Origin of the sequence: Streptomyces mobaraensis, from assembly GCF_020099395.1 — a bacterium.
GTDB lineage: Bacteria > Actinomycetota > Actinomycetes > Streptomycetales > Streptomycetaceae > Streptomyces.
Map to the genome: position 1 here is coordinate 6,286,970 of NZ_CP083590.1, position 12,287 is coordinate 6,299,256.

The 12,287-nt window shown below is 71.6% G+C and carries 11 protein-coding genes; 10 read left to right on the top strand and 1 reads right to left on the bottom strand.

Going from position 1 to position 12,287, the window contains the following annotated elements:
- Window positions 1-67: 67 nt before the first annotated feature.
- Genes K7I03_RS27855 through nusB form a run of 3 tightly spaced genes read left to right on the top strand, consistent with a single transcriptional unit; the run spans window position 68 to window position 2,220 of the window.
- Window positions 68-1,174, top strand: a complete 1,107-nt coding sequence (locus K7I03_RS27855) for a M24 family metallopeptidase (RefSeq protein WP_185946185.1) — start codon at window positions 68-70, stop codon at window positions 1,172-1,174.
- A 48-nt stretch (window positions 1,175-1,222) separates the two neighbouring features.
- Complete coding sequence (gene efp, locus K7I03_RS27860; RefSeq protein ID WP_185946186.1) at window positions 1,223-1,789, top strand: elongation factor P; 567 nt, start codon at window positions 1,223-1,225, stop codon at window positions 1,787-1,789.
- A gap of 2 nt (window positions 1,790-1,791) precedes the next feature.
- Window positions 1,792-2,220 (top strand): transcription antitermination factor NusB, encoded by a 429-nt coding sequence (nusB, locus tag K7I03_RS27865; RefSeq protein WP_185946187.1) that lies wholly within the window; start codon window positions 1,792-1,794, stop codon window positions 2,218-2,220.
- A gap of 103 nt (window positions 2,221-2,323) precedes the next feature.
- Here nusB and bldD read toward each other — a convergent pair whose 3' ends face one another.
- A complete protein-coding gene (gene bldD, locus K7I03_RS27870; RefSeq protein ID WP_004948690.1) occupies window positions 2,324-2,824 on the bottom strand; it encodes a transcriptional regulator BldD in 501 nt (166 codons plus the stop codon).
- A gap of 222 nt (window positions 2,825-3,046) precedes the next feature.
- Here bldD and pyrR point away from each other — a divergent pair, with 222 nt between their 5' ends.
- The 7 genes from pyrR to K7I03_RS27905 all read left to right on the top strand — a co-directional run bounded on the left by pyrR (window position 3,047) and on the right by K7I03_RS27905 (window position 12,285).
- Complete coding sequence (pyrR, locus tag K7I03_RS27875; protein WP_185946188.1) at window positions 3,047-3,628, top strand: bifunctional pyr operon transcriptional regulator/uracil phosphoribosyltransferase PyrR; 582 nt, start codon at window positions 3,047-3,049, stop codon at window positions 3,626-3,628.
- Window positions 3,629-3,716: 88 nt separating this feature from the next.
- Entirely contained in the window at window positions 3,717-4,751 is a 1,035-nt protein-coding gene (locus tag K7I03_RS27880; protein WP_185946189.1) for an aspartate carbamoyltransferase catalytic subunit, read from the top strand.
- Entirely contained in the window at window positions 4,751-6,043 is a 1,293-nt protein-coding gene (locus tag K7I03_RS27885; RefSeq protein WP_004948682.1) for a dihydroorotase, read from the top strand. Before K7I03_RS27880 ends, K7I03_RS27885 begins: the two co-directional genes overlap by 1 nt.
- Before the next feature lies 1 nt (window position 6,044).
- Window positions 6,045-6,632 (top strand): PH-like domain-containing protein, encoded by a 588-nt coding sequence (locus tag K7I03_RS27890; protein WP_398858082.1) that lies wholly within the window; start codon window positions 6,045-6,047, stop codon window positions 6,630-6,632.
- Window positions 6,629-7,786, top strand: a complete 1,158-nt coding sequence (gene carA / locus K7I03_RS27895) for a glutamine-hydrolyzing carbamoyl-phosphate synthase small subunit (RefSeq protein ID WP_185946190.1) — start codon at window positions 6,629-6,631, stop codon at window positions 7,784-7,786. The genes K7I03_RS27890 and carA overlap by 4 nt, the downstream gene beginning before the upstream one ends.
- Window positions 7,779-11,090, top strand: a complete 3,312-nt coding sequence (gene carB, locus K7I03_RS27900; protein ID WP_185946191.1) for a carbamoyl-phosphate synthase large subunit — start codon at window positions 7,779-7,781, stop codon at window positions 11,088-11,090. Before carA ends, carB begins: the two co-directional genes overlap by 8 nt.
- Before the next feature lie 79 nt (window positions 11,091-11,169).
- Window positions 11,170-12,285, top strand: a complete 1,116-nt coding sequence (locus tag K7I03_RS27905) for a quinone-dependent dihydroorotate dehydrogenase (RefSeq protein WP_185946192.1) — start codon at window positions 11,170-11,172, stop codon at window positions 12,283-12,285.
- Window positions 12,286-12,287: the final 2 nt, after the last annotated feature.

A 12,287-nucleotide genomic window follows, 5' to 3' on the forward strand; every position in this document is an offset into this window, starting at 1 on the left:
CGCGCGCCGCACCCCGGTCGGACGCGCCGGAGCGGCCGGTTCCGGCCGCCGAACGTACGCTCGGGGCATGTCCGACGTGTACGCGGCGCGCCGTTCACGGCTGCTGGAGCGGTGCCTGGCGAGCGGGAGCGAGGCCGCGCTGGTCACCGGCGCGGCCAACGTCCGCTACCTCGCCGGCCATGCCCCGGCCGACGCCGCCCTGCTGGTCGGGCCCGTCCACGACGTGCTGCTCTGCGCCTCCGACCCGTTCGACGCCGCGTCGGCCGCCCGGCCCGCCGGCGATCTGCGCGTCTTCGTCCTGCCCGGCACGGAGGGCGACCCGGCGGTCGCGGGCGCGGAGCGGGCCGCCGCGGCCGGGGCCGGCTCGCTGGCGGTGGAGGAGCACCACCTGACCGTACGCCGCCACCGTGCCCTGGGGGCCGTCGCGCCGGGGCTGCGGCTGGACGACCTGGGGCCGGCCGTGGAGCAGCAGCGGCTGGTGAAGGACGAGGAGGAGATCTCCTGTCTGCGGATCGCCGCCGAGATCGCCGACCAGGCGCTGGGGGAGCTGCTGGAGTCCATCCTCGTCGGCCGCACCGAGCGGCACCTCGCCCTGGAGCTGGAGCGCCGCCTGGTGGACCACGGCGCGTCCGGGCCGGCGTTCCCCACCTCGGTGGGGACCGGGCCCGACTCCGGGCTGGCCGGGCACGTACCCTCGGACCGGCGGGTGGAGGAGGGTGACTTCCTCTCGGTCTGCCTGGGTGCCGACTACCGCGGCTACCACAGCGAGATCGCCCGTACCTTCGTCATCGGCACCTCTCCGGCGGACTGGCAGATCGAGCTGTACGAGCAGGTCTTCGCGGCCCAGCGGGCCGGCCGGGAGGCGCTGTTGCCGGGGACGCCGTACCGGGACGTGGACCGCGCGGCACGGCGCGTCCTGGAGGCCGCGGGCCACGGCGACCGGCTCGGTCCGCGCATCGGGCACGGGGTCGGACTCGAAAACGGCGAGGACCCTCGGCTCGCGCCCGCGGCCATGGGTAAACTGGACGCTTGCGTGCCGGTCACCGTAGATCCGGGGGTTCACCTCCCGGGGCGGGGCGGCGTCCGGATCGATGACACGCTCGTCGTCCGCCCCGAGGCGGACGGCGGTCCCGAGCTACTCACCATCACGACCAAGGAGCTGCTCGCGCTGTAGCGCGTGCCTCTTCGGGGTCGCAGCTTCAGTCCAGGAGATTCCGCAACCGTGGCTTCCACGAACGACCTCAAGAACGGCATGGTGCTCAAGCTCGAAGGCGGCCAGCTCTGGTCCGTCGTCGAGTTCCAGCACGTCAAGCCCGGCAAGGGCCCCGCCTTCGTCCGCACGAAGCTCAAGAACGTGCTCTCCGGCAAGGTGGTGGACAAGACCTTCAACGCCGGTGTGAAGGTCGAGACGGCCAACGTCGACAAGCGCGGTATGCAGTTCTCGTACATGGACGGCGAGTACTTCGTCTTCATGGACATGGACACGTACGACCAGCTGCACATCGACCGCAAGACCGTCGGTGACGCCGCCAACTTCCTGATCGAGGGCTTCGAGGCCGTCGTCGCGCAGAACGAGGGCTCGGTCCTCTACGTCGAGCTGCCGGCCGCCGTCGAGCTCACCATCGAGCACACCGACCCGGGCGTCCAGGGCGACCGCTCCACCGGTGGCACCAAGCCCGCCAAGCTGGAGACCGGCTACGAGATCCAGGTCCCGCTGTTCATCAGCACGGGCGAGAAGATCAAGGTCGACACGCGTACCGGCGATTACCTCGGCCGGGTGAACAGCTAACCGTGGCCGCCCGCAGCAACTCCCGGAAGCGCGCCTTCCAGATCCTCTTCGAGGCCGACCAGCGAGAGGCGTCCGTGCTGGACGTCCTCGCCGACTGGATCCGGCACTCGCGCTCGGACGACCGGCAGCCGCCGGTCAACGAGTACACGATGCAGCTGGTCGAGGGCTACGCCGAGCACGTCGCCCGGATCGACGAGCTGATCGAGACCTACGCGGTCGACTGGGACCTGGACCGGATGCCGGCCGCCGACCGGAACATCGTCCGGCTCGGGGCCTACGAGCTCATCTGGGAGGACGGGACCCCCGACGCGGTGGCGATCGACGAGGCGGTGCAGCTCGCCAAGGAGTTCTCCACCGACGAGTCGCCGGCCTTCATCAACGGCCTGCTCGGCCGGTTCAAGGAGCTCAAGCCGGGCATCCGCCGGGCCTGACGCGCCACGACCGCCACATCGACAAACCGCCAGGGGGCGGGGAACCGGAAGGTTCCCCGCCCCCTGGCGGTGGTGCGTACGGACCTGCATTCAAGCCGAAGGGCTACGCGTCCTCGTGCTGCACGGCGCGGCGCGCATCCGCGTCGAGCACGCCCCAGCTGATCAGCTGCTCGGTGAGCACCGAGGGCGACTGGTCGTAGATCACGGCGAGGGTGCGCAGGTCGTCCTGGCGGATCGACAGCACCTTGCCGTTGTAGTCGCCGCGCTGGCTCTGGATGGTCGCCGCGTAACGCTGGAGCGGGCCCGCCTTCTCGGCCGGGACGTGGGCGAGGCGCTCCAGGTCCAGGACCAGCTTCGGCGGGGGCTCGGCCGCGCCACCGGGCGTGGTGCCGGGCAGCAGCTCCTGGACGGGCACCCCGTAGAAGTCGGCCAGCTCGGCAAGGCGCTGCACGGTCACGGCACGGTCGCCGCGCTCGTACGAGCCCACCACCACGGCCTTCCAGCGGCCCTGGGACTTCTCCTCGACACCATGGAGTGAGAGGCCCTGCTGGGTGCGGATGGCGCGGAGCTTGGCCCCGAGCTGTTTGGCGTATTCGCTGGACATAAAGCTCCCCGGACGCGGTATCAATGTGCGGCTCTGCCGCGTGGCTGGTAACTCACTGTGAGGTTACGCAGCGTAATCTGGCTTCGTCAAGCCGAATGGTCCACGGCTTCCGCCGTCAGGGGCCGCGGCCGGAGCACCCCCGGACGGCTGATACTGTGGGACACGCAATTCCGACGTCCTTTAACGTCCGTCCTGTGAGGCGGAGAAGGAGGTCCGTTTCTCATGGACACCACCGCGTCCGCGGCCGGTCCCGCGCGTCCCGTGCTCGAAGCACCGGACATCGCCCGGGTCCTCACGCGCATCGCCCACGAGATCGTCGAACGCGCCAAGGGCGCCGACGATGTCGTCCTGCTCGGCATCCCCACACGAGGGGTCTACCTCGCCCACCGTCTGGCCGCGAAGCTGGCCGAGATCACCGGCGCCACCATGCCCGTGGGCTCCCTCGACATCACCATGTACCGCGACGACCTGCGGCTCCGCCCGGCCCGGGCGCTGGCCCGCACGGAGATCCCCGGCGACGGCATCGACGGCCGTCTCGTGGTCCTCGTCGACGACGTGCTCTTCTCCGGCCGCACCATCCGCGCCGCGCTGGACGCCCTGAACGACATCGGGCGCCCCCGCGCGGTCCAGCTCGCCGTCCTGGTCGACCGCGGCCACCGCGAGCTGCCGATCCGCGCCGACTACGTCGGCAAGAACCTCCCCACGTCGCTGCGCGAGACGGTCAAGGTCCAGCTCACCGAGGAGGACGGGCGCGACAGCGTGCTCCTCGGCGTCGGTGCCACCGCTCCGGCCGAGGGCCGCTAGCAGCCTCCCCGTACGGGTCCCTACCCCGGACCCGCGACGCCGCACGCCCGGCCGTCCTCACGCACACCCTCAACCACGGAGCATCCGGATGCTGCACCTCTCCGGGGGGAGCCCCCGTACCCGCGGCCACCTCGTCTCGGCCGCCGACCTCAGCCGCGACGACGCCGTCCTCATCCTCGACACCGCCGAGGAGATGGCCCGCGTCGCGGACCGGCCGATCAAGAAGCTGCCGACCCTGCGCGGCCGGACCGTCGTCAACCTCTTCTTCGAGGACTCGACGCGGACCCGCATCTCCTTCGAGGCCGCCGCCAAGCGGCTCTCCGCCGACGTCATCAACTTCTCCGCCAAGGGCTCCTCGGTCTCCAAGGGCGAGTCCCTGAAGGACACCGCGCTCACCCTGGAGGCGATGGGCGCCGACGCCGTCGTCATCCGCCACCACGACTCCGGCGCCCCGCACCGGCTGGCCACCTCCGGCTGGATCAACGGCTCGGTGGTGAACGCCGGCGACGGCACCCACGAGCACCCCACCCAGGCCCTGCTGGACGCCTTCACCCTGCGCCGCCGCCTGGTCGGCCCTGACGCCGGGATCGGCAAGGACCTGGACGGCCGCCGGATCACGGTCGTCGGCGACATCCTGCACAGCCGCGTCGCCCGGTCCAACGTCCACCTGCTCACCACGCTGGGCGCGGAGGTCACTCTCGTCGCACCGCCCACCCTGGTGCCCATCGGCGTCGAGCACTGGCCCTGCGAGGTCTCCTACGACCTGGACGCGGTGCTCCCCAAGTCCGACGCCGTGATGATGCTGCGCGTCCAGCGCGAGCGGATGAACGCCGCGTTCTTCCCCACCGAGCGCGAGTACGCGCGCCGCTACGGCCTCGACGGCCAGCGGATGGGGAGGATGCCCGAGGACGCGATCGTCATGCACCCGGGTCCGATGAACCGCGGCATGGAGATCACCGCCGAGGTCGCCGACTCCCGCCGCTGCACGGCGGTCGAGCAGGTCACCAACGGCGTCTCCATCCGGATGGCCGTCCTCTACCTGCTGCTCGGCGGCTCGGAGTCCGCCGTCGGCTCGGAGTCCGCCGCCACGAACACGAACACCCGCACCGAGGAGAACAAGTAATGCCCCAGATCCTTATCCGCGGTGCCAAGGTGCTCGGCGGCCCCGCCCAGGACGTCCTGATCGACGGCGAGACCATCGCCCGCGTCGGCAACGGCATCGAGGCCGACGGCGCGACCGTGATCGAGGCCGACGGCAAGGTCCTGCTGCCCGGCCTGGTCGACCTGCACACCCACCTCCGCGAGCCCGGCCGCGAGGACTCCGAGACCGTCCTCACCGGCACCCGCGCCGCCGCCGTCGGCGGCTACACCGCCGTGCACGCCATGGCCAACACCTTCCCGGTCGCCGACACCGCCGGCGTCGTCGAGCAGGTCTGGCGGCTCGGCAAGGAGTCCGGCTACTGCGACGTGCAGCCCGTCGGCGCCGTCACCGTCGGCCTGGAGGGCAAGAAGCTCGCTGAGCTCGGCGCCATGCACGACTCCGCCGCCGGCGTCCGGGTCTTCTCCGACGACGGCAAGTGCGTGGACGACGCCGTGATCATGCGGCGCGCCCTGGAGTACGTGAAGGCGTTCGACGGCGTCGTCGCCCAGCACGCCCAGGAGCCGCGGCTTACCGAGGGCGCCCAGATGAACGAGGGCGTCGTCTCCGCGGAGCTGGGTCTGGGCGGCTGGCCGGCCGTCGCCGAGGAGTCGATCATCGCCCGCGACGTGCTGCTCGCCGCTCACGTCGGCTCCCGCCTGCACGTCTGCCACCTCTCGACGGCCGGCTCGGTGGAGATCGTCCGCTGGGCCAAGTCCAAGGGCTGGAACGTCACCGCCGAGGTCACCCCGCACCACCTGCTCCTCACCGACGAGCTCGTCCGCTCGTACAACCCCGTCTACAAGGTGAACCCGCCGCTGCGCACCGAGGCCGACGTCATGGCCCTGCGCGAGGCGCTCGCCGATGGGACGATCGACTGCGTGGCCACCGACCACGCCCCGCACCCGCACGAGGACAAGGACTGCGAGTGGGGCGCCGCGGCCATGGGCATGGTGGGCCTGGAGACCGCTCTCTCGGTCGTCCAGCACACCATGGTCGAGACCGGCCTGCTGGACTGGGCGGGCGTCGCCGACCGGATGTCCTTCACCCCGGCCCGCATCGGCCGCCTCGCCGGACACGGCCGGCCCGTGGCCGCCGGTGAGCCCGCCAACCTCACCCTGGTCGATTCCGCTTACCGTGGTGTCGTGGACCCCGCGGGCTTCGCCTCCCGCAGCCGCAACACCCCCTACGAGGGCCGCGAGCTGCCGGGGCGCGTCACCCACACCTTCCTGCGGGGCCGGGCGACGGTCGCCGACGGGAAGCTGACGGGAATCTGACGTGACACCTTTGATCACCAACCTCGCGATCTCCAACCTCGCGGACGAGCAGAAGTCGCAGGCCGTCACCGACTGGGCGGCGCGCGCCGGCTGGGTCGTGGGTCTGCTGCTCTTCATCGCGCTCCTCTACTGGCTGATGCGCGAGGGCTGGAAGTGGCGCGGCACGCTCCAGGGCGACCTGCCCCCGCTGCCCGCCGTCCCGGAGGAGCCGGGCCCGGCCCGGCTCACCCTCAGCGGCCGCTACCACGGCTCCACCACCGCCGGACAGTGGCTGGACCGCATCGTCGCCGGGGGCCTCGGCACCCGCAGCCGCGCCGAGCTCACCCTCACCGAGGAGGGCGTGAGCGTGCTGCGCCCCGGCGCCACGGACTTCCTGATCCCCGCCGACGCCGTACGCGGCGCCCGCCTCGACAAGGGCATCGCCGGCAAGGTCCTCACCGAGGGCGGCCTGCTGGTGATCACCTGGCAGCACGGCGACCGGCTGATCGACTCGGGCTTCCGGGCCGATCGTGTGGCGGAGCACCCGGCCTGGGTCGAGGAGCTCACCACCCCGCAGAACCTGAACAGCACGACGGAAGGCGCACGATGACGACCTCGCACCCGGGGAACCCCTCGCAGAGGAAAGGGGCGCTTCCCGCCGTACTCGTCCTGGAGGACGGCCGCGTCTTCCGCGGCCGGGCCTACGGGGCCGTGGGCACCACCTTCGGCGAGGCCGTGTTCTCCACCGGCATGACCGGCTACCAGGAGACCCTCACCGACCCCTCGTACCACCGCCAGGTGGTCGTGATGACCGCCCCGCACGTCGGCAACACCGGCGTCAACGACGAGGACCCCGAGTCGTCCCGCATCTGGGTGGCCGGCTACGTGGTCCGCGACCCCGCCCGCACCCCGTCGAACTGGCGCTCGCGCCGCTCCCTCGACGAGGAGCTGGAGCGCCAGGGCGTCGTCGGGATCAGCGGCATCGACACCCGCGCCCTCACCCGCCACCTGCGCGAGCGCGGCGCCATGCGGGTCGGGATCTTCTCCGGCGCGACCCTGCCGGGCGAGGACGCCATGCTGGAGCGGGTGCGGCAGGCCCCGGAGATGGCGGGCGCGGACCTCTCCGCCGAGGTCGCCACCAAGGAGACCTACGTCGTCCCGGCCGTCGGCGAGCGGAAGTACACCGTCGCCGCGATCGACCTGGGCATCAAGGGCATGACCCCGCACCGGATGGCCGAGCGCGGCATAGAGGTCCACGTGCTGCCCGCCACCGCGACCGTCGAGGACGTCTACGCGGTCGACCCGGACGGCGTGTTCTTCTCCAACGGCCCGGGCGACCCGGCCACCGCCGACCACCCGGTCGCGGTGATGCGGGCGGTGCTGGAGCGGAAGACCCCGCTCTTCGGCATCTGCTTCGGCAACCAGATCCTCGGCCGCGCGCTGGGCTTCGGCACCTACAAGCTGAAGTACGGCCACCGCGGCATCAACCAGCCCGTGCAGGACCGGACGACCGGCAAGGTCGAGGTCACCGCGCACAACCACGGCTTCGCCGTCGACGCCCCGCTCGACGGGCCGGCCGACACCCCCTACGGCCGCGTCGAGGTCTCCCACGTCTGCCTCAACGACGACGTGGTCGAGGGGCTCCGGCTGCTCGACCGGCCGGCCTTCAGCGTCCAGTACCACCCCGAAGCCGCAGCGGGCCCGCACGACGCGGCCTACCTGTTCGACCGCTTCGTCTCCCTGATGGAGGGCCAGCGTGCCTAAGCGCACCGACATCCAGTCCGTTCTGGTCATCGGCTCCGGCCCGATCGTCATCGGTCAGGCGGCCGAGTTCGACTACTCCGGCACCCAGGCGTGCCGGGTCCTCAAGGCCGAGGGCCTGCGGGTCATCCTGGTCAACTCCAACCCGGCCACGATCATGACCGACCCGGAGATCGCCGACGCCACATACGTCGAGCCGATCACCCCCGAGTTCGTCGAGCGGATCATCGCCAAGGAGCGCCCCGACGCCCTGCTGCCCACCCTGGGCGGCCAGACCGCGCTCAACACCGCGATCTCGCTGCACGAGGCGGGCACGCTGGAGAAGTACGACGTCGAGCTGATCGGCGCCAATGTGGAGGCGATCCACAAGGGCGAGGACCGCGAGCAGTTCAAGGCCGTCGTCGAGGCCGTGCACGCCCGGATCGGGCACGGCGAGTCCGCCCGCTCGGTCATCTGCCACACGATGGACGAGGTGCTCGCCGGCGTCGAGACGCTCGGCGGCTACCCGGTCGTCGTCCGCCCCTCCTTCACCATGGGCGGCGCCGGCTCCGGCTTCGCCCACGACGAGGAGGAGCTGCGCCGCATCGCCGGCCAGGGCCTCACGCTCTCCCCGACCACCGAGGTGCTCCTGGAGGAGTCCATCCTCGGCTGGAAGGAGTACGAGCTGGAGCTGATGCGCGACCGCAACGACAACGTCGTGGTCGTCTGCTCCATCGAGAACTTCGACCCGATGGGCGTGCACACCGGTGACTCGATCACCGTCGCCCCGGCGATGACCCTCACCGACCGCGAGTACCAGGTGCTGCGCGACATCGGCATCGAGGTCATCCGCGAGGTCGGCGTGGACACCGGCGGCTGCAACATCCAGTTCGCGGTCAACCCCGAGGACGGCCGGGTCATCGTCATCGAGATGAACCCGCGCGTCTCCCGCTCCTCCGCGCTGGCCTCCAAGGCCACCGGCTTCCCGATCGCGAAGATCGCGGCCCGGCTCGCCGTCGGCTACACGCTGGACGAGATCCCCAACGACATCACCGAGCAGACCCCGGCCTCCTTCGAGCCGACGCTCGACTACGTCGTGGTCAAGGCCCCGCGCTTCGCCTTCGAGAAGTTCCCGGCCGCCGACGCCACCCTCACCACCACCATGAAGTCGGTGGGCGAGGCCATGGCCATCGGCCGGAACTTCACCGAGGCGCTGCAGAAGGCGCTGCGCTCGCTGGAGAAGAAGGGCTCGCAGTTCGACTTCGTCTCGGAGCCCGGCGACAAGACCGAGCTGCTGGCCAAGGCGGCCGTCCCGACGGACGGGCGGATCAACACCGTCATGGCCGCCATCCGGGCCGGCGCCACCCAGGCCGAGGTCTTCGAGTCCACCCGGATCGACCCCTGGTTCGTGGACCAGCTGTTCCTGCTCCACGAGGTCGCCCAGGAGCTCGCCGAGGCCGACACCCTGGAGCCGGAGCTGCTGGCCGAGGCCAAGCGGCACGGCTTCTCCGACGTCCAGATCGCCGCGATCCGCGGGGTCGGCGAGAAGGTCGTCCGCGAGGTGCGGCACGCGCTGGGCGTCCGCCCGGTGTACAAGACGGTGGACACCTGTGCCGCCGAGTTCGCGGCCCGGACCCCGTATTTCTACTCCTCGTACGACGAGGAGAGCGAGGTCGCGCCGCGCGAGAAGCCCGCGGTGATCATCCTGGGCTCCGGCCCGAACCGCATCGGCCAGGGCATCGAGTTCGACTACTCCTGCGTCCACGCCTCCTTCGCGCTCAGCGACGCCGGCTACGAGACCGTGATGGTCAACTGCAACCCGGAGACCGTCTCCACCGACTACGACACCTCCGACCGGCTCTACTTCGAGCCGCTCACCCTGGAGGACGTGCTGGAGATCGTGCACGCCGAGCAGCAGGCGGGCCCGGTCGCCGGTGTGATCGTGCAGCTCGGCGGGCAGACGCCGCTGGGCCTGGCGCAGGCGCTCAAGGACAACGGCGTGCCGATCGTCGGCACCTCGCCCGAGGCCATCGACCTGGCCGAGGAGCGCGGCGCCTTCGGCCGCGTCCTCACCGAGGCCGGGCTGCCGGCGCCCAAGTACGGCACGGCCTTCTCCTTCGACGAGGCGAAGTCCATCGCCGCCGAGATCGGCTACCCGGTCATGGTCCGGCCGTCCTACGTGCTCGGCGGGCGCGGCATGGAGATCGTCTACGACGAGCCCTCGCTGGCCGGCTACCTGGAGCGGCACGCGGGCCTGATCTCCGAGCACCCGGTGCTGATCGACCGCTTCCTGGACGACGCCATAGAGATCGACGTGGACGCGCTCTACGACGGCCACGAGCTCTACCTCGGCGGCGTCATGGAGCACATCGAGGAGGCCGGCATCCACTCCGGCGACTCGGCCTGCGCGCTGCCCCCGATCACCCTGGGCGGCCACGACATCAAGCGGCTGCGCACCTCCACGGAGGCGATCGCCAAGGGCGTGGGCGTCCGCGGTCTGATCAACATCCAGTTCGCGATGGCCGGGGACATCCTCTACGTCCTGGAGGCCAACCCGCGCGCCTCGCGCACCGTCCCCTTCACCTCGAAGGCGACCGCGGTGCCGCTGGCCAAGGCCGCCGCGCGGATCTCGCTGGGCGCCACCGTCGCCGAGCTGCGCGCCGAGGGGATGCTCCCGGCGCAGGGTGACGGCGGCACGCTGCCGCTGGACGCGCCGATCTCGGTCAAGGAGGCCGTGATGCCGTGGACGCGGTTCCGCGACACCTCCGGCCGCGGTGTGGACACCGTCCTGGGCCCGGAGATGCGGTCCACGGGCGAGGTCATGGGCATCGACGACGTCTTCGGCACGGCGTACGCCAAGTCGCAGGCGGGGGCCTACGGCGCGCTGCCCACCGGGGGCCGGGCGTTCGTGTCGGTCGCCAACCGGGACAAGCGCTCGATGATCTTCCCGGCCCGGGAGCTGGTCGCCCACGGCTTCGAGCTGCTGGCCACCTCCGGCACCGCCGAGGTGCTGCGGCGCAACGGCATCAAGGCGACCGTCGTCCGCAAGCTGAGCGAGGGCGAGGGCCCGAACGGCGAGAAGACGATCGTCCAGCTGATCCACGACGGCAAGGTCGACCTGATCGTCAACACCCCGTACGGCACCGGCGGGCGGCTCGACGGCTACGAGATCCGTACCGCCGCCGTCTCCCGCGGGGTGCCCTGCCTGACCACGGTCCAGGCGCTGGCCGCCGCCGTCCAGGGCATCGAGGCGCTGTCCCGCGGTGAGGTGGGCGTGCGCTCGCTCCAGGAGCACGCGCGCCGGCTGACCGCCGCCCGCGAGGCGTAGGACGCGGAGGGGGACACCGGGAGGTGTCCCCCTCTCCGTAAGCCCTCCGTCCCCTTCTCTGCTGCCCAGAAGGCCCGAAATGTACCGAATCCTCTTCCGGCTGGTCTTCCGCCGCATGGACCCCGAGCAGGCCCATCACCTGGCCTTCGGCTGGATCCGCCTGGCCGCCCGGATCCCCGTCCTGCGCACCCTCGTCGCCGCCGTCCTCGCCCCCCGCCACAAGGAACTGCGCACCGAGGCCCTGGGCCTGCGGATGCACGGCCCCTTCGGCCTCGCCGCCGGCTTCGACAAGAACGCCGCCGCCATCGACGGCATGGCCATGCTCGGCTTCGACCACGTCGAGATCGGCACCGTCACCGCCCAGCCGCAGCCCGGCAACCCCAAGAAGCGGCTGTTCCGCCTGGTCGCCGACCGCGCGCTGATCAACCGCATGGGCTTCAACAACGACGGCTCCGCAGCCGTCGCCCGTCGCCTGGCCGAGCGGAATCCGGTGTTTCGGACGACCGTCGGCGTCAACATCGGCAAGACGAAGATCGTCCCCGAGGCGGAGGCCGTCGCCGACTACGTCACCTCCACCGAGCGGCTGGCCGCCCACGCCGACTACCTGGTCGTCAACGTCTCCTCGCCCAACACCCCCGGGCTGCGCGACCTCCAGGCCACCGAGGCGCTCCGCCCGCTCCTCACGGCCGTCCGCGAGGCCGCCGACCGTACCGTCACCGACCGGCGTGTCCCGCTGCTGGTGAAGATCGCCCCCGACCTCGCCGACGAGGACGTCGACGCCGTCGCCGACCTCGCCGTCGAACTCGGCCTCGACGGCATCATCGCCACCAACACCACCATCGCCCGCGACGGCCTCGGACTGCGCACCCCGCAGCGCACGGTCGAGGCCATCGGCGCGGGCGGCCTCTCGGGCGCCCCCCTCAAGGAGCGCTCGCTGGAGGTCCTGCGCCGGCTGTACGCCCGCGTCGGCGACCGCATCACCCTCGTCGGCGTGGGCGGCGTCGAGACCGCCGACGACGTCTGGGAGCGCATCCTGGCCGGCGCCACCCTGGTCCAGGGCTACAGCGCCTTCATCTACGAGGGCCCCTTCTGGTGCCGCGCCCTCCACCGCGGCCTCGCCGAGAAGCTGGCCGCCAGCCCCTACGCCACCCTCGCCGACGCGGTCGGCGCCGAGCACCGGAAGGTGTCCGCGTGACT

Excerpts from the sequence above, each read along its gene's own strand:
- K7I03_RS27855 (WP_185946185.1), top strand. The coding sequence starts at position 68 with ATGTCCGACGTGTACGCGGCGCGCCGTTCACGGCTGCTGGAGCGGTGC.
- carA (WP_185946190.1), top strand. The coding sequence starts at position 6,629 with ATGACGACCTCGCACCCGGGGAACCCCTCGCAGAGGAAAGGGGCGCTT.
- bldD (WP_004948690.1), bottom strand. The coding sequence starts at position 2,824 with ATGTCCAGCGAATACGCCAAACAGCTCGGGGCCAAGCTCCGCGCCATC.
- K7I03_RS27880 (WP_185946189.1), top strand. The coding sequence starts at position 3,717 with ATGCTGCACCTCTCCGGGGGGAGCCCCCGTACCCGCGGCCACCTCGTC.
- K7I03_RS27885 (WP_004948682.1), top strand. The coding sequence starts at position 4,751 with ATGCCCCAGATCCTTATCCGCGGTGCCAAGGTGCTCGGCGGCCCCGCC.
- pyrR (WP_185946188.1), top strand. The coding sequence starts at position 3,047 with ATGGACACCACCGCGTCCGCGGCCGGTCCCGCGCGTCCCGTGCTCGAA.
- K7I03_RS27905 (WP_185946192.1), top strand. The coding sequence starts at position 11,170 with ATGTACCGAATCCTCTTCCGGCTGGTCTTCCGCCGCATGGACCCCGAG.